This is a genomic window from Plantactinospora sp. CA-290183 (genome assembly GCF_050936375.1).
In the GTDB taxonomy this organism is placed as follows: Bacteria; Actinomycetota; Actinomycetes; order Mycobacteriales; family Micromonosporaceae; genus Plantactinospora.
In genome coordinates this window covers 521,324-537,249 of the sequence record NZ_JBNJMX010000002.1, presented here as the reverse complement: position 1 = coordinate 537,249, position 15,926 = coordinate 521,324, and the positions used below count along the sequence as shown (strand labels likewise).

Sequence of the window (15,926 nt, the reverse complement as noted above, 5' to 3'; positions counted from 1 at the left end):
CCCGTCCGCCCGTGCGACGAAAGGCTCCGACATTGGCCGGCTCCGGCACGCAACGAATGTTCCGCTTCGGCATGGTCCACTCCGGGCCGCCGCCGAAGAAGCCCTGGCCGGAGTACGTCCGCAACCTGGAGGGCATGGGCTACCAGACGGTGCTCCTGACCGACCACATGGACGGTCAGCTGTCTCCCACGCCCGCGCTGGCCGCGGCGGCGATGGCGTCGCCCACGGTCCGGCTGGGCTGCCTGGTGCTGAACAACGACTTCTACCGGCCGGCGATGATCGCCCGGGACGCGGCGACCCTGCACCACCTGTCGGAGGGCCGGTTCGAGCTGGGCCTGGGCGCCGGCTGGGACCCGCGCGACTACGACCCGCTCGGTGTCGAGCTGCAACGGCCGGCGGTCCGGCTGGCCCGGCTGGCGGAGAGCATCCGCCTGGTCCGCAGCTATCTCGCCGGGCAGCCGTTCAGCTTCACCGGTGCGCACTACCAGGTGCGGATGGACGAACCTGCCGTCGCGCCGGTCGAGCCGCCGGGCCCGCCGATCATCGTGGGCGCCGGCGGGCCGCGGGCCCTGCGGCTGGCCGGCGAGCTCGCCGACATCGTCTCGGTCAATCCGCGGCTCGGGGCGCACACGGTCACCGGCGGTATGATCAACCCGGCGGACGTCGACGACATGCCCGCGAAGGTGGCGCTGGTCCGCGAGGGCGCCGGCGACCGGATGGACCGGATCGAGCTGTCGGTCAGCGTCTACGCCGCCTTCGTCACCCCGGACACGGACCGCGCGGCCCGGCTGGTCGCGCGCCAGATCGGCACCGACCCGGAGCGGGTACTGCGGTCCGCGCACGTGCTGGTCGGCTCGGTCGACCACATCGCGGACACCCTGCGCCGCCGCCGCGACGACTGGGGCGTGTCCTACGTGATCGCCGACGAGCTCATCCACCAGGCGCTGGCGCCGGTGGCCGAACGGCTGGCCGGAACCTGAGCCGGCCCACCACAGCACAGAGAGGCATGGCGGCGATGGAGTACGCCACAATCGAGCACGCCGTGCGGGCGGCCTGGCAGGACACTCTGCAGACGGAGGTCGGCCCGGCGGACAACTTCTTCCAGCTCGGCGGCGACTCGCTGGGCGCCCTGCGCACGCTGACCCGGTTGAAGCGTGACCTGGCGTGGCGGGTACCGCTCAAGACGCTGTTCCAGAACCCCCGGTTCGAGGATTTCGTCCAGGCCCTGGCGGACGAGCACGCCCCGGTCCCGGTTGACGACGACAGCGCCGGCCGGGTCGTCCCGCAGCCGTCGATCCTGCAGATCGAACGACTCCGCTACTACGACGAGCGCGGCGCCACGCAGGAGGGCATGACCACGACCGTACGGCTGCGTGGTCCGTTGCGCCCGGAGCTGCTGCGCCAGGCCCTGCTGACGGTGACCGGCCGGCACGACGGCTTGCGCATGTTGTTCCGCACCAGCGCGTCGCCGCGGCAGTTCACCGGCAGCCCGGACGAGCGGGCCGTAGTGACCGTCTCCCTCGCCGAGCCGGAACAGGCGCTGAGCTTCGAGGTCGCCTCCCTGATCGGCGCGGACCAGAGCGAGGTGGACGCGCGGATCGACGCACACGCTGGCACACCGCACGATCTGGTCGGGGGTCCGCGCCTGCGCGCCCTGCTGCTGGAACTGGACGCCGAGGACTGGCTGTTCGTCCTGACCGTCGACCACATGGTGTACGACCTCGAATCCCACGCGGTGTTCCTCCAGGAGGTGGCCGAGGTCCACGACGCGGCCACGGCCGGAATCGCGCCCCGGTTGCCGCCGGCCCCGTCGTACGCCGAGTGGGTGGACCGGCAGTGGGCGTTTCTGGACGGGCCCGAGGGGCGACGGCGCCTGAAGGTCTGGGCCGACCGGTACGCCCGCGACGGCGTCTTCCCCCCGGCTGCGCTGCCCGCGCTCGGCGGCGAGCACGGTGGCCGTGCCGCACCCGCGCACGTCGTCATCCGGGAACTGCCCGGCGAGTGGCTGACCACCCTGCTACGGAAGACCTCCGAGCATCACACCACCGCGTTCAACGTGCTGCTCGCCGCGTACACCGCCGCCCGGGCCCGGCTGACCGGCGAGTCCCGGCTGGGAACGGTCGTCGCCCTGGCGGACCGCGACGACCCGAGCACCGAGCGGCTGGTGGGGCTGCTGGCCCCCGCCATACCGATCTGGGCCGACCTCGACGACGCAACCTCGTTCCCCGAGGTGGTGCGGCGGGTCACCGCGGCGACCGTGGCCGCCATCGACGACAGCCTGCCGATGCTCACCGGTGCGCACGCCCTGCTCTCCGGCATGTTCGGCCAGCCGCCGCCGGAGCGGGTGCGGGAACTGAGCGGCCTGTGGGGCACGGCCACGTTCGAGCTGCGAATCGACGGGCCGGACCCCGCGCCGCTGCTCACGCTCAGCGGCATCGAGTCGTCGCCGTACGACCGCGGGATCCAGCCGTTCGAGATGGTGATGGGCGGCGTGATGCTGTACGCGAACCTCAGCCCGGAGCGGAACCTGGTCGCCCTGATGTATCCCGAGGGCGGCTACGACGAGAAGATCATGACCGAGCTGATCGACGACGTGATCCGGACGGTCGAGGAGTGAGACCCGGGTCCGGGTGGTGCGATGCCTGTCGCCGCACCACCCGGACCGCCCGGATCAGGCCACCGGAGCGGCGATCACCGGACGGAAGTTCTCCTTCATCTCCCGCAGCCGGGCCCGGGTGCGCGGCCCGGAGTAGAGGGCGGTCGAGCCGATCTCCTCGTCGCTGATCCGGTCGAGGAAGTACAGGTTGATCACGTCCGACGGGGTCGCGCAGGTCTTGCAGAAGGCGAACCGGGGACGCTCCTGCATGAACAGGTCGTAGTGCTGGTGGCTGCCGTACTGCTCCAGCACCAGCGGGACGTTCTGGGTGATGTTGCCCATCGGCTTCACCCAGGCGTGCGGGCAGGCCGACACGTCGCCCTGCCCGAACAGTTGGACCATGGTCGCGGTGATGTAGCAGGGCAGGGTGCGTACGTTGTCGCGCAACTGCTCGACCATGTGCGCCACGTACGCCTTCGGCGGCAGCACCCCGGCGAACTCGTCGTAGTGCTCCAGCAGCGGATCGAGGTGCGGGCCGGGCGGCGGACCCATGCGCTTCGCGGTGTCGCCCCGGACCGGGAAGAAGTACAGCATCACCCGACCGTCGTAACGCTCGCGCAGGAACTCGGCGAACGCTACCTGACCCTGCACGTTGGCGTCGGTGAGAACGGACTGGATCTCGACGCGCAGGCCGATCTTCACCGCCGCGTCAAGGTTCTTCATGATGACGTCGTGCAGCCGGTGTTGCTTCTCCGGGAGCCGGTGCCGGTTCAGTTCCAGTGTGTGCCCGTCCAGCGAGATGTTGAGCTGGCAGTTGCCGATCGCCGCCAGCGCCTCCAGCCGTTGCGGGTTGAGGAACACGCCATTGGTGATCACCTGAACGGTTTCGTACCGCCGGCCGCACTCCTCGACGAACTCCGTGGAACCCTTCAGCCAGAAGAACTCACCGCCGGACAGCCGCATGACCGGGCTGTCCACATGCTCGTGGTACGCGTCCAGCACCTTGTGCCAGTCGCTGCGGCGATCGGTGGTCAGCCGCAGCCGCGCGTCCGGCACGTTCATCAGCAGGTTGTACTCCTCGGTGAGGCAGTACGAACACTTCATCTGACACAGCTGTTCCTCGATGACCATGTCGTTCATCAGGAACTTGACGCGCCCGTGCTCGTCGCGCTGGTTCAGCGCCACCTCGCGGAACCGCTCCTTCATTCGCACGTGACTCTCCCCGTTTCCGCCCGAGGGCGTTGGCGCGCGGGCGAAAGAAGGCATCCCTTGCGCAGTGGTCGTCTGCTGTGAAGTCCGCGCTCTCGTCCGAGAGTAGGCAGGTCTTCCATGACGGTCAATGAAAGCGGGTGATCTCAGCGCGACCTGGCGGCGTGGTAACACGCCTCCACGACGGCCAGCGCGCCGGTCGCATCGGCCAAGGACTGTTGGGTGGTGTCGGGCCGCTCCAGGGCCCCGACCACGGCGTCGAGCTGGGTGTCGTACTCGGCGCCCACCTCCGGCGCGTCCAACGGCACCCGCTCCACCGTGGAGTTCTGCTTCAGCACCAGGGCCGGCTCCGGCACCCGCAACGGGCTGAACCCGAACGTCGTCCGCAGCGACGCCGACCCCTCGCTGCCGTGCAGCGCGATCGACGTCACGTCGACCTCCTCGTGCGACGCCCAGGCCAGCCGCAGTTGCAGGGCGTAGGCGTCGGTGGTGACCAGCGCGGTCAGCTGGTCCTCCACGTCCGGCTCGGCCGCGGTGTCCCCGGCGTCGCCGCGCCACCCCGCGTCCCAGCCGCGCCGGCCGAGGAAGTCGGCGCCGGTCACCGCCGCCGCCGACCGGACCGGTGACCTGCCCCACAACTCCTGCACGACGTCGATGACATGCCACCCCAGATCGAGCAGTACGCCCCCACCGGCGGTCGCCCGGTGCGTGAACCAGCCGCTGCCGGGGATGCCGCGGGCGCGTACCCAGCTGGCCTCGGCGAGGCGTGGCGTGCCGATCCGACCCTCGGCCACCAGCCGGCGCAACGCGGCCACGTCGGTCCGGTGCCGGGCGGCGGCGGAGAGTACCAGCCGTCCGCGGCCCTGCCGGCCGGCCGTACGCAACAGTTCGAGCTGCCCGCGATCCGGGCTGGTCGGCTTCTCCAGGAACACCGAGCAGTCGCGCCGCAGGAACCACTCCCCGAGCGCGCCGTGGGTGTGGTTCGGGGTCAGCACGAACGCCAGGTCAACCTGCTCGATGTCGACCTCGGTGTGCCGGGACAGCACCGGGATCTGGCCCAGCAGGCCCGCCGCCCGCGCGGCGGCCCGGGGATCGGGCTCCACCGCGGCCACCACGTCGAACTTGGCATGCCCGAGCAGCCGGGGCAGCCACACCTCGCGGGCCACCCAGCCGAGCCCGATCACCACCGTCCTCACGGGGTTCCCGGCAGTCCGCTCAGCACCTTGGCCACGGCGGCGACCACGTCGGCCACCTCCTGCTCACCGCCGAGCAGGACCCGGTGGTGCAGCCAGAGCCCGGAGGAGCCGAGCAGCTCGCTGTTGGGGCACCGTTCGGCCAGCTCCTCCGCCGCCGGCAGGCCGGCGTGCGGGCCGATCCAGAACGCCTGGGTACGGTAGACCGGCGGGTAGTTGACGAAGGCCGGGATGCCCTCGGCCTTCAGCGCGTCGACGACGCGGTCGGCGGCGAACCCGCGCAGCACCCCGGGTTCCAGCGTGAACATGGCCATGTAGTGCGGGTTGAGGTCGCACCGGGAGTCCCGCCCCTGCGGGACCACGCCGGGGATCTCGGCGAGCTCGGCGGCCAGGTGCTTCCACTGCTCCTCGCGCCGCTCGGTCTGCCCCGGCAGGCGGGCGAGCTGGGCCCGGAGCACCGCCCCGCCGAACTCGCCGAGCCGGAAGTTGGACGACGGGGTGGTGTGCCGGTAATGCGTGTCACCGATCGGGCGCCCGCAGCTGTGCCGGGCGAAAGCGTCCGGATACATCTCCGCGTCGGGCAGCAGCAGCGCACCGCCCTCGCCGGCGGTCATCAGCTTTCCGTTCTGGAAGCTGAAGCAGGCAATGCTGCCCAGCTCGCCGAGGCGGCGACCGCGCCACAACGCGCCGTGGGCGTGCGCGGCATCCTGGATGACCACGACGCCGTGCCGGGCGGCCCAGGCGTCGATGGCGTCCATGTCGGCCACCTGACCGGCCAGGTGGACCGGGATGACCGCCCGGGTACGCGCGGTCCGCGCCGCGTCCAGCGCCGCCGGGTCCAGGCAGTACGTGTCGCTGAGCACGTCCACCGGCACCGGCACCGCACCGAGCCGCTGCACGGCGTTCGACGTGGAGATGAACGTGAACGCCGGGACGATCACCTCGTCACCGGGCCCGACCCCGATCATCTCCAGGGCGAGTTCCAGGGCGTGGGTGCCGTTGCTGATGGCCAGCGCCGCGGGCGCGCCGTGGAACGCCGCGAACTCCTCCTCGAAGGCGCTCACCTCGGAGCCGCCGACCCGCCACCACTGGCCCTGGTCGAGGGCGCGCAGCAGGTTGGTCCGCTCGGTGTCGTCGAACTGGGGCCACTCGGGGAACGGCGTGGTGCGTACGGGTGGGCCACCGTGCACGGCGAGGTTCATCGTGGGCACTCCTTCACACGGATTCCGGATCGGGCGGAGTCGTCTGTGCGGCCTGTAGATATCGCGCGGGGCTGCCGTCCGGGGCGAGCAGCGAGGTGAGCGCCGCCACGGCGGGATCGGGGTGGAGCGCGACGAAACGGCGCAGGTTCACGGTGTGCTGTTCCCACCGGTCCGCCCGTACGTGGGTGAGGTGCACGCCGTCCGCGTCCGGCGCGACGACCATCGCCGCGCCGGCGGCGCAGAGCCGGTAGCCGTACTCCAGGTCCTCGCAGCCCCAGGTGGTGCCGAAGTTTTCGTCGAACCCGCCGTCGGCGTGCCAGCGCGATGCCGGGAGCGAGACGTTGGCGCCCACGCAGACGAGCCACGGCGCGACCGGCGGGGCGGACCGCTCGGCCATGGCGAGGATGAGCCGTTCCAGCGCGTTGACCACGGTGCGCCCGAACGTCCGGTCCGTGGCGCTGCGGTACGGGTCCGGCGGCGCCGCCGCGACCAGCCTGGCGGCCATCGGCAGTTCGCGCAGCGGACCGTGCACCACGGCCGGCTGCCCGGACGCCCCCGCGCCGATCCGGCTTCCGTAGCCGTCCTCGTGTGCCTTCTCGTGCGCGGCGACGAACTGCGGGCCGACCAGGATGTCGTCGTCGAGGAAGACGAGCAGCCGTCCGGTGGCGGCGGCGGCCCCGGCGTTGCGGGCGGCGGCCCGGCCCCGCTGCGGTCCGGTCACCACCCGGATCGGCAGACCGGTCGCCGCGGCCTCGGCCAGCACCTCGCCGGTGGTGTCGGTGCAGCCGTCGTCCACCACTATCACCTCGTGCGGGCGGGACGCGCCGCGACCGAGGCCGCGCAGCGTCAGCCGGAGCCGGTCCGCCTTGTTGCGGGTCGGCACGACGACGCTCGCCGTCACGGGGTGCCCCGGCGGGCCACGACCACCATGCGCGGCGGGTCCGGCACGCTCTCCACGGCCTCCACCGCGAGCCCGACCGATTCGAGGCCGGCCTGGAAGTCGCTCAGGTACCACCAGGCGTGGCTGCCGCCGGCGAGCCAGGCCAGCGACACGGAGAGGTCGAACTGTCCCGGCCCGTCGATGAACCGGTCCTCGACCACCAGCCGGCCGCCCACCCGCAGCCGCTCGGCGAGCCAGACGAGATCGGCGCCGGGACCGTGCACCGCGTCGACGACGTAGCAGACGTCGTAGGACTCCGGCGGGGCCGCCGGGTCGCCGGGTGCCGCGTAGTCCGCCGGGCCCGGACCGAACTGCGCCGCGACGTCGTGCGGACCCGCGGCGGCGAGCCGGCGCACCTCGGCGATGTGCGCCGCGTCGCGCGGTCTCCGGCCGGGCGCCGCCACCGGATCCTCGCCCCGGGTGGCGGAGGTCAGCGCGGCCGCGGTCAGCCCGGTACGAAGCTCCCGCTCCGCGTCGACCAGGCCGGTGATCGCGGCAGGGTCGACCGGTTCGCCCGGTTCACCGGTGGTGACCAGGCCCAGGTGGTGCGCCACGGCGATCAGCTCGGTGACCGCATCCACGTCCAGCCCGAGGTCGTCGGCCAGTTCCGGGGCGGTCCGGCCGTCGGCCAGGCGCTCCAGCACCCCGAGTTCGGCCAGGGCCAGCACCAACTCGCTACGCCGGTACGCCGACACCGCCTCGGCGACCACGGCCGCGGAGGTGAGCCGGTACGCCGGCGGCTTCGGCGTCTTGCCCAGCGGGTTGCGCACGATCCGCCGCCGGGGCACGAACACGTTCGGGACCTTGTACGGCGCGAGGTGCGCCCGCGCGTACTCGGCGAGGCTGGCGGCGGTCACAGTCGCCCCGGCCGGCACGAACTCCGCGGTCAGCGTCTGGTCGTCGTCGTCGGTGGCCGACCCGGTCACCGCCACATCGGCCACACCGTAGGCGGTGGCGAGCACGGACCGCAGTTCGAGGGTGCTGACCCAGCGCGCGCCCCGGCGTACCGCGCTGGTGGTGCGCCGGCCGATGATCTGCACCCAGCCGGACTCGTCGCGGCGGGCCAGGTCGCCCATGGCGTGCGTGGACCCGTCCTCCAGGGTGACCACCACCTCGCCCACCGACGGTTCAGCGGAACCCGCCCCGTCGTCGGAGCGCAACCGCAGGTCGACGCCGGGCATCGGGGCGCCGACGAACCCCGACGGCAGGCCGGCCGGACCGGACAGCACGGCGCCGGTCTCCGTCGAGCCGTAGTTGCGGGACAGGCCCACGCCGGTCGCGGCCGCCCAGCGGGCGTCGAGCTCGGCGTCCACGTAACCGGCGCCGGCCATCACCAGCCGCAGGTCGGGCGTCTTCGCGGCGGGCCCGAGCCGACGCAGCAACAGCCGGGCCAGGCCCGGCACCACGGTCAGGACGGTCGCGCCGTCGGCCAGTGCGCGCTGCGTGGCGCCCAGCGCCTGCGGGGGCAGCGGCTGCACCCGGGCGCCCGCCAGCAACGCCCCGACCACCCAGCCCAGCGCGTACGAATGGCTCATCGGCAGCGGCACGACGACCCTGTCGGCGCGGCTTACCAGGCCCGCGTTGACGTATCGCAGGCCCTCGTCGAGCAGGCTCGCCGGGCTGCGCGGCACGATCTTCGGCGCGCCGGTGGAGCCGGAACTGGCCAGCAGCACGGCCGGCGCCTCCCCGCTCGCCCCGGGGACCGCACCGGCCGGCGCCTCCAGCCAGGTGAGCGCGTCGAGGTCGTCGACGACCAGGCACCGACCGCCCCGGGCGGTGCGAAGCGTGCGCAGGACGTCGGGTTCCGGGCTGTCGTGGGCGATGAGCAGCGGCCGGGCACCCACCCGCAGCAGGGCCAGCAGTGCGACCAGCCACTCCGGACGGTTCGCGCCGCGAAACCCGACCGCCTCGCCGGGCCGCACGCCGGCCGCGACCAGCTGATCGGTCACCCGGCCCAGGACCCGTCCCAGCTCCGCGCCGGAATGCTCGCCGATGGTGGGCCCGGCGGCCAGGATCCGATCGATCAGGTCGGTGCTCATCGGTCGCCGTTCGCGGCGCGTACGTGCCGGATCAACGCGGTGGCGGCCAGCGCGTAACCGGCCGTGCCGAGCCCGACGATCACCCCGGTGGCCAGCGGGGACAGCACCGAGACGTGCCGGAAGCTCTCCCGGGCGTACACGTTGGAGATGTGCACCTCGACCCACGGGGAGCGGTAGTCGGCCAACGCGTCCCGCAGGGACCATCCGGCCATCATGAAGGCGCCCGGGTTGACCACCGCGCCGACCGTGCCGGCGTGCCGGCGCAGCGCGGCCAGCATCCCGGCCTCGTCGTCGTGCTGCTCGGCCCGCAGGCCGAAGCCCTCGGCCGCGACGGACGCGCGCACCTCCGCCTCGATCTCAGCCAGCGTCGTGGTGCCGTACACCTCCGGCTGGCGGGTGCCGAGGGTGCCGAGGTTGGGGCCGTTCAGCAGCAGGAGGTCGCTCATCGTGCGCTCCGGGGCGGCGCCTGCAACGGGAGGTCGTGCAGCCGGCTCGCGAGGTCGGCGCAGGACACGGCGGTCAGCTCCGGCCGGCAGTCCAGCAGGTCGGCCTCCGCGCCCTGGCCCCACAGCGCGGCGGCCACCCGGGTTCCCGCGGCTCGGCCGGCCAGCAGGTCGAGCGGGGAGTCACCGACCATGAACGCGTGCGCCGGGTCGACCCCCAGCTGGGCGAGCGCGAGCAGCACGATGTCCGGCGCCGGCTTGCCGCGAGGCACCTCGTCGCTGCCGACGACGACGTCCAGCGAGTCGAGCAGTCCCACAGCCGCCAGCACGTGCACCGCCCGGTCATGGGTCTTGCCGGTCGCCACCGCGAGGGCCGGGCCCCGCGCGCGGAGCCCGGCCAGCAGCGCCGCGGCGCCCGCGCACTGCGGCACCTCGCCCACCAGGTCGTGGCTGTGCCGGACGAAGGCCGGGTACATGTCCGCCGGCAGTCCCATGATCCGCAGCGTCTCCGGCATGTGCCGGCCCAGGTGCGGCAGGTAGTCCTCGAACGGCGCCTCGCCCTTGCCGACGACCTCCTTGTAGGCCAGGTCGAACGCCTGCCGCATCACGGTGATGCTGTCGATGAGCACGCCGTCGAGGTCGAACACGACGGCGTGCACGCCGGCCGTCATCGCGCCGTACCCGAATTGGCGTGTGCCTTGCGGATCGCGGCCACCAGGCGGTCCACGTCCTGGTCGGTCATTGCCGCGCCCAGGCTGACGGTCACCGCCCGCCCGGCGATCTGCTCGCTGGCCCGGAGGCGGGCCGGTGGCGGCCACTCCAGGCCCCACGGGGTGCGGCCGGCCTTGACCGCCGGGTTCGCGTACACCCCCTGGCCCTGGTAGAGCGTCCCGGCCGGGACGCTCTCCGCGGCCAGCGCCCCGACCAGCGCGCGGGCCTCCATCCGGCCGGCGGTGAGCAGCGTTAGGTCGCCGCCGCTGCCCGCCTCGTCCGGCATACGGCGCCAGGTGAGTCCGAGGTCGGCCAGCTCGGACCGCACGTGTGCGGCGACCGCGCGCAGCCGGTCCAGCATCGGGTCGAGCCGGCTCAGCTGCACGGTGAGCAGCGCCGCGGCCAGCTCGGTCATCCGCAGATTGGCTCCGACGAACGGAGCGTCGGCGACGCCACCGCGTTCCTGGCCCCGCGAGGTGGTGAACTGGCCGCCCTGGTCCTGGTAGCGCCGGGCCCGGTCGGCCACCTCGGGGTCGAGCGCGGTCACCGTCCCACCCTCACCGGCGGTGATGTTCTTCTCCAGCTGGAACGAGAACGCGCCGGCGTCCCCGATCGCACCGACCCGGCGGCCGCGGTACCGCACCCCGGCGGCCTGGGCCGCGTCCTCCAGCACCTTCACGCCGCGCCGGCGGGCCACCTCCAGCAGCGGGTCGAGGTCGGCGGCGACGTTGGCGAGGTGCACCGGCATGATCGCGAACGTGCGGTCGGTGATGCGCTCCTCGACCGACGTCGGGTCCAGGGTCAGCGTGTCGTCGATGTCGGCGAACACCGGGATGCCGCGCGCCTGGACCACCGCGTTGACGCAGCCGACGAACGTCACCGCCGGGATGATCACCTCGGCGCCGGCCGGGATGCCGAGCCCGATCAGGGCGGTGGTGATGGCCGCGGTGCCGGACGACACCGCGATCGCGTGCGGCACCTCCAGGTGCTCGGCGAACCGCCGCTCGAACTCGTCGGTGCGGTGCAGCAGCTCGGGCCCGTAGTACCGGAACAACGACCGCGACCGCAGCACCTCCACGGCCGCGTCCACCTCGGTCGAGTCCCACAGCGCCAGGCCCCGGGTCGGCTCGTAGAACGGCTCCGGTCGCTCGCCGGCCACGGGCATGGTCAGGATCCCCCCGCCGTACGGGCGTACTCGACCGCGATGTCGAGCTCCTCCTCGCTGTGCGCCACGATGTAGTCCTCGACGAACAGGTAGTCGAGCCGGCTCGGGCCGAAGAAGTTCAACGCCTGCTCCGGGGTCTCCACGATCGGCTCGCCCCGGTCGTTGAAGGACGTGTTGAGCACCACCGGCGTTCCGGTGAGCCGGTGGAACCACTCGATGAGTTCCCGGTACCGGCCGTTCTCCGCCCGCGTGACGGTCTGCACCCGGGCGGTTCCGTCGACGTGCACGATCGCCGGGACGAGGTGCTGCTTCTCGGCCCGCACCGGCGCCACCAGAAGCATGTACGGCGACTCGATGGCGATGTCGAAGAACTCGCTGACGTGTTCGGCGAGAACAGCGGGCGCGAACGGGCGGAAACCCTCGCGGTGCTTCACCTTCGCGTTCAGGATGTCTTTCATCTCGGCCTGCCGCGGATCGGCCAGGATGCTCCGGTGCCCCAGTGCGCGCGGGCCGAACTCGGAGCCGCCGGTGAACCAGCCGATCAGTTTGCTGCGAGACAGCACCTCGGCGGCGATCCGGGCCGGCCGGTCGGTTCTCCGGTACGGCAGCCCGGACGCCTCCAGCGCGGCGACCACCTCGGAGTCGACGTACGTACGCCCGAGATAGGCGTGCCGCTGCGGCCGCTGCGGTGAACTGGGGCCGCGATCGCGGGGCTGGCCGCCGAGCACGTGGTAGCCGTAGTACGCGTTGCCCACGGCGCAGCCGCCGTCGCCCGCGGCCGGTTGCACGAAGACGTTCTCGAACGGTGTCTCGCGCAGCAGCCGCCCGTTGGCGACGCAGTTCAGCGCCACCCCTCCGGCGAGGCAGAGCTCGGTCAGCCCGGTGTCGCGGTGCAACTGCCGCGTGGTGTGCAGCAACGTCTCTTCGAGCAGATCCTGACCCGCGTACGCCAGATCGGCCGCCCGAGCGAACCGCTCGTCACCCTGCAGACCGTCCAGCGCCGTCTCGATGAAGTCGAGCAGGCCGCCGTTCTTCAGGTGCAACGTGTAGCGGCCGTCCGGCAGGAGATCGACGTACTCGCGGAACTTCGCGCAGTACCGGTCGGTGCCGTACGGCGCGAGACCCATGGTCTTGCCGTCCTCGGTCAGGTACCAGTCGCCCTCTTCGTAGAGCACGAAGCCGATGGCGCGGCTGACCGCCTTGTACATGTAGCCCAGCGAGTTGTCGCTGTCGCCGGCCTGGTAGACCCGCGCCCGGCTGAGGCCGTCGGTGCTCCAGTTGACCCCGAACACTTTGGACAGCTCGGTGATGGTCGTGCCGTCCCCGACCGCCGTGGTCAGCGTCTCCACGCCCTGGCCGTCGAACAGGCTGCCGGCTCCGTCGACGACCAGAATGGCGGCGCGGCCGAACGGTGACGGATAGAACGCACTGGCGGCATGGGCGAGGTGATGGCGGATCAGCGTGATACGACTGCGGAAATGGAAATAGGCCGGAGCGAGCAGCGTGTCGTCGGCGACGATGTGGTCGACGTCGTCCAGGCGCACATCGTGGGCGTCCAGGCAGTACCGCCATGACTGATTGAACATCGAATTGACGCCGACGGAATACTTCTTCCGGCCGATACGTTCTTCCTCGATACCGACGGCGATGTCGCCACCGTCGACGAGGCATGCGGCGAAATCGTGATTCGATCCGCCGAGACCCAGTGCGAGCATGATGCGGTTTCTCCCCCCGAGGCGTGACCTGCCGCGAACCGAGACGTGCTAGACCGGATCCTTGGTGAGGATGTAGTCGGAGAGCTTGGTCGCGGACGACAACACGTCCTCGGTGAGGTCCTCGTCCTCCAGCGTGATGCCGAACTTCTCCTCCAGCACCAGCAGGTATTCCAGGGCGTCCAGCGACGAAAAGCCGTACGCGGTGAGGAGATTGTCGTTAGCGGTGTCCGGCACGACTTCACGGCCGTTCGACGCGGCGAAATCAGCGGCGGCCTTGTGTACGAGCGTCAATACTTCATCACGGTCCACTAAACGTTTCCCATCTATCGCGTTCGGCTGTTCGCTTACGGTGGATCGAGTTCCGTCAGCAAATCACATCGGGCGCTGCGCGTCCAGGGTCTTCGATGTCGGACCGGGGGGTCCGCATGCCATCCCACCGGCACCGGAGTGTGGTCGACGTCACGCGCCCGCCGGGGAGGAGTCCAGGACGGCGGCGATGTCCCGCACCGTACGGCAGTCCAGTATGGACTCCAGCGGCAACTCGGCGCCGACCTTTTCCTGAAGCAGCATGACGATCCTGATCAGCTGCACGGACTCGATGTCGGCATCCACGTCGACCGCCTCGACCGGTGTCTCCTGTGCCTCCGCACAGGCCGCGCGCACCAATGACTCCGAATCTGTCACGGCGCCTCCACTCCCTTCGCCGACCCGTACATCTGCTCGATGAGGCGCTGGAGCGCGACGGCCTCGGCCACCCCGACCACCTCGCCACCGCGGCCCGCCACCGCGTCCAGGAAGCGGTCGATCGCGGCCCGCTCGACGCCGGCACCGTCCGATCTCGCGACCACGTCCGCCCCCGCGCGCACCTCGTTGCGGCGCAGGTCCAGGGTCACCGTCCGCCCGCCGGCCTCGGCCTCCACCGTCAGGCCCATGGTGCGGGCGGCCCGGTCGACGACCAGGTGGGCCAGGGTCCGGCCGAACCGCACCTCGGCGTCGACCCGCTCCTCGACCGGCTCGCCGTCGAGCCGGCAACCGACCACCTCGGGCGTCCCGAACAGGGCGGTGAGCAGGTCCAGCGCGTGCGGGCCGAGATCCAGCAGCGCGCCACCGCCCGCACGGGCGGGATCGCCGTACCACTTCGTCACCGGTCGCCAGAGGCGCTGTCCGGCGGTGGTGAAGGTCAGGGTGACCCGGTCCGGCGGCCCACCGATCTCCTCGCGGAAGGCCGGGAGCAGCGGGTGGAACCGGTAGGGCAGATTCACCCCCAACACGGACGTCCCGGCCGCGGCGGCGATGCGCTCGGCGTCCGGTAGCCCGGCCGCCAGCGGCTTCTCGCACAGGACGGCGGCGCCGGCCGCCAGCGCGGCCAGCACCGGCGCCACGTGTGAGTCGTTCGGCGTGCAGACCGCCACCACGTCGAGCCGGCCCGAGGCGAAGAACTCGGTGAGGCTGTCGGTGAAGACGGCATCCCGCCCGGCATCGCCGACCGTGGCGCGGGCTTGCGCCGGGTCTGCGTCGCAGATCGCCACCAGGGCGTAGTCCGGATGGCCGGTCACCGCCGGCAGGTGGAAGCGCTGAAACACCCGGCCGGCGCCCACGACGCCGTACCGCAATCGGTCGGTCGGCACGTTCCGCCTCTCGCTCATTCGGTGGTCGCCGAGAACAGCGGCGTGGTCCGCTCGGGGGTGACCCAGAGCCGTTCCGCGAACGGCTGGTCCGGTACGAGCTTCGCGCCGTACCGCATGACGCGCGTGGTCATCCCCTCGGTCGTCTGCAACCGGTACGCCCACAGCGCTTCCCGCTTCACGTCCGCCGCCCGGCTGGGGACGAGGACCGACCGCAGCGGGCCGACGTCCCGGCGGGCCGAGAGCGCGGTGGCGGCGGCGCCCGCGTCACCGAACACCGAGTACGGCATGTCCTCGTAGAAGACCAGCCGCGCGGGATCCAGGGCGCCGCCGGCGACCAGGTCCAGCACCGCCTCCCGGCTGAGTACGTGGTCGACGTGCCCGCCCACACCCAGCGGCGCCAGTACGTCGCCGGCCGGCGGCAGTGCCGCGCCGAGATCGGCCACCAGCGCGGCGAACAGGTCGGGCTCGACGTCCTGCGGCCGGCTCCGGGCCGGGTCGTCGAGGAAGAAGGACTCCTTCCACGCCGGGCGGGCCTCGCCGTCGACGTGCCGGAGCAGGGTCAGTTCCGCCCCGAGGACCCGGCAGGCGACCCGTTCCTCCGCCAGCAGCAGCGACGCGGTCAGCTCTGGCCGCTCGGTGTAGTACGCCCGCCTGGTCCACGTCTCCTCGGTGAACACGTCGACCACGTGCCCGCCCCCGGCGGCGAGCAGGCCACCCACGGCGAGCTGGGCATCGTCCGGATGCGGCGAGACGACGAGAAAGGAGCCCCTGCCCCGGGTACGCGCCGGAGGAACCGCCACCAGCAGCCCGGCGGCGTACCAACCGGCGATGACCACGCGCTCGGCCTCGGGCCAGGAACCGAGTTCCCGGGCGCCGGCGCAGTCGTTCCACAGTGGCAGAGTCAGCTCGTCGACGAGCGTCGTCTCGTGACCGAGGAAACGGAAAGGGCCGTCTCCGGTCTCGAGGTGGGGCAGCGCGAGCGGCCGGTCGGTGTCGCTGAGGGGTCGAAGGGAACGCCGGAGGGGTGGACCCGCTGACATAGCGACAGACTAATGGCTCGGCCGGTTCCGCGGTGTCCCCTAAGC

Annotated in this window: 15 protein-coding genes; 2 read left to right on the top strand and 13 right to left on the bottom strand. The window is 72.1% G+C overall.

The features are described from left to right. The first annotated feature begins 11 nt into the window (after positions 1 to 11). Together ACQEUR_RS07360 and ACQEUR_RS07355 are read left to right on the top strand one after the other, a co-directional pair. Entirely contained in the window at positions 12 to 980 is a 969-nt protein-coding gene (locus ACQEUR_RS07360; protein WP_433027298.1) for a TIGR03621 family F420-dependent LLM class oxidoreductase, read from the top strand. Between the two features lie 35 nt (positions 981 to 1,015). Beyond that, positions 1,016 to 2,617 carry a condensation domain-containing protein gene (locus ACQEUR_RS07355; RefSeq protein ID WP_433027295.1) on the top strand — a complete coding sequence of 534 codons (1,602 nt, stop codon included), beginning with the start codon at positions 1,016 to 1,018 and terminating at the stop codon, positions 2,615 to 2,617. 54 nt (positions 2,618 to 2,671) lie between these two features. On the opposite strand, the gene ACQEUR_RS07350 is transcribed toward ACQEUR_RS07355, so the two are convergent. The 13 genes from ACQEUR_RS07350 to ACQEUR_RS07290 form a co-directional block, all read right to left on the bottom strand. Beyond that, entirely contained in the window at positions 2,672 to 3,802 is a 1,131-nt protein-coding gene (locus ACQEUR_RS07350; RefSeq protein WP_433027789.1) for a radical SAM protein, read from the bottom strand. 149 nt (positions 3,803 to 3,951) lie between these two features. After that, positions 3,952 to 5,001, bottom strand: a complete 1,050-nt coding sequence (locus ACQEUR_RS07345) for a Gfo/Idh/MocA family protein (RefSeq protein ID WP_433027292.1) — start codon at positions 4,999 to 5,001, stop codon at positions 3,952 to 3,954. Then, a complete protein-coding gene (locus ACQEUR_RS07340) occupies positions 4,998 to 6,200 on the bottom strand; it encodes a DegT/DnrJ/EryC1/StrS family aminotransferase (protein ID WP_433027289.1) in 1,203 nt (400 codons plus the stop codon). The genes ACQEUR_RS07345 and ACQEUR_RS07340 overlap by 4 nt, the downstream gene beginning before the upstream one ends. A gap of 13 nt (positions 6,201 to 6,213) precedes the next feature. Beyond that, the gene (locus ACQEUR_RS07335; RefSeq protein WP_433027286.1) at positions 6,214 to 7,101 is read right to left on the bottom strand and encodes a glycosyltransferase family 2 protein; all 888 of its coding nucleotides are present in this window, start codon (positions 7,099 to 7,101) and stop codon (positions 6,214 to 6,216) included. Further along, a complete protein-coding gene (locus tag ACQEUR_RS07330; RefSeq protein ID WP_433027283.1) occupies positions 7,098 to 9,179 on the bottom strand; it encodes a class I adenylate-forming enzyme family protein in 2,082 nt (693 codons plus the stop codon). The genes ACQEUR_RS07335 and ACQEUR_RS07330 overlap by 4 nt, the downstream gene beginning before the upstream one ends. After that, positions 9,176 to 9,625, bottom strand: coding sequence for a type II 3-dehydroquinate dehydratase (locus tag ACQEUR_RS07325; protein WP_433027280.1), 450 nt, complete (start codon positions 9,623 to 9,625; stop codon positions 9,176 to 9,178). Before ACQEUR_RS07325 ends, ACQEUR_RS07330 begins: the two co-directional genes overlap by 4 nt. After that, a complete protein-coding gene (locus ACQEUR_RS07320) occupies positions 9,622 to 10,293 on the bottom strand; it encodes an HAD family hydrolase (RefSeq protein ID WP_433027277.1) in 672 nt (223 codons plus the stop codon). Before ACQEUR_RS07320 ends, ACQEUR_RS07325 begins: the two co-directional genes overlap by 4 nt. Further along, entirely contained in the window at positions 10,290 to 11,498 is a 1,209-nt protein-coding gene (locus tag ACQEUR_RS07315; protein WP_433027274.1) for a DegT/DnrJ/EryC1/StrS family aminotransferase, read from the bottom strand. Before ACQEUR_RS07315 ends, ACQEUR_RS07320 begins: the two co-directional genes overlap by 4 nt. A gap of 2 nt (positions 11,499 to 11,500) precedes the next feature. Continuing rightward, positions 11,501 to 13,213: a carbamoyltransferase family protein gene (locus ACQEUR_RS07310; RefSeq protein ID WP_433027271.1), complete on the bottom strand. Its 1,713-nt coding sequence runs from the start codon at positions 13,211 to 13,213 to the stop codon at positions 11,501 to 11,503. 48 nt (positions 13,214 to 13,261) lie between these two features. Continuing rightward, entirely contained in the window at positions 13,262 to 13,447 is a 186-nt protein-coding gene (locus tag ACQEUR_RS07305; RefSeq protein WP_433027268.1) for an acyl carrier protein, read from the bottom strand. 225 nt (positions 13,448 to 13,672) lie between these two features. Then, entirely contained in the window at positions 13,673 to 13,897 is a 225-nt protein-coding gene (locus ACQEUR_RS07300) for an acyl carrier protein (protein WP_433027265.1), read from the bottom strand. Beyond that, on the bottom strand, positions 13,894 to 14,859 hold the full coding sequence (locus tag ACQEUR_RS07295) for a Gfo/Idh/MocA family protein (RefSeq protein WP_433027262.1): 966 nt from the start codon (positions 14,857 to 14,859) through the stop codon (positions 13,894 to 13,896). Before ACQEUR_RS07295 ends, ACQEUR_RS07300 begins: the two co-directional genes overlap by 4 nt. Beyond that, positions 14,856 to 15,881 carry a PIG-L family deacetylase gene (locus tag ACQEUR_RS07290; protein WP_433027259.1) on the bottom strand — a complete coding sequence of 342 codons (1,026 nt, stop codon included), beginning with the start codon at positions 15,879 to 15,881 and terminating at the stop codon, positions 14,856 to 14,858. Before ACQEUR_RS07290 ends, ACQEUR_RS07295 begins: the two co-directional genes overlap by 4 nt. Positions 15,882 to 15,926: the final 45 nt, after the last annotated feature.

What these genes read in the sequence shown, in the direction of transcription:
- ACQEUR_RS07340 (WP_433027289.1), bottom strand. Translation starts at nt 6,200, where the DNA reads ATGAACCTCGCCGTGCACGGTGGCCCACCCGTACGCACCACGCCGTTC.
- ACQEUR_RS07310 (WP_433027271.1), bottom strand. Translation starts at nt 13,213, where the DNA reads ATGCTCGCACTGGGTCTCGGCGGATCGAATCACGATTTCGCCGCATGC.
- ACQEUR_RS07355 (WP_433027295.1), top strand. Translation starts at nt 1,016, where the DNA reads ATGGAGTACGCCACAATCGAGCACGCCGTGCGGGCGGCCTGGCAGGAC.
- ACQEUR_RS07325 (WP_433027280.1), bottom strand. Translation starts at nt 9,625, where the DNA reads ATGAGCGACCTCCTGCTGCTGAACGGCCCCAACCTCGGCACCCTCGGC.
- ACQEUR_RS07290 (WP_433027259.1), bottom strand. Translation starts at nt 15,881, where the DNA reads ATGTCAGCGGGTCCACCCCTCCGGCGTTCCCTTCGACCCCTCAGCGAC.
- ACQEUR_RS07295 (WP_433027262.1), bottom strand. Translation starts at nt 14,859, where the DNA reads ATGAGCGAGAGGCGGAACGTGCCGACCGACCGATTGCGGTACGGCGTC.
- ACQEUR_RS07330 (WP_433027283.1), bottom strand. Translation starts at nt 9,179, where the DNA reads ATGAGCACCGACCTGATCGATCGGATCCTGGCCGCCGGGCCCACCATC.
- ACQEUR_RS07315 (WP_433027274.1), bottom strand. Translation starts at nt 11,498, where the DNA reads ATGCCCGTGGCCGGCGAGCGACCGGAGCCGTTCTACGAGCCGACCCGG.
- ACQEUR_RS07320 (WP_433027277.1), bottom strand. Translation starts at nt 10,293, where the DNA reads ATGACGGCCGGCGTGCACGCCGTCGTGTTCGACCTCGACGGCGTGCTC.
- ACQEUR_RS07350 (WP_433027789.1), bottom strand. Translation starts at nt 3,802, where the DNA reads ATGAAGGAGCGGTTCCGCGAGGTGGCGCTGAACCAGCGCGACGAGCAC.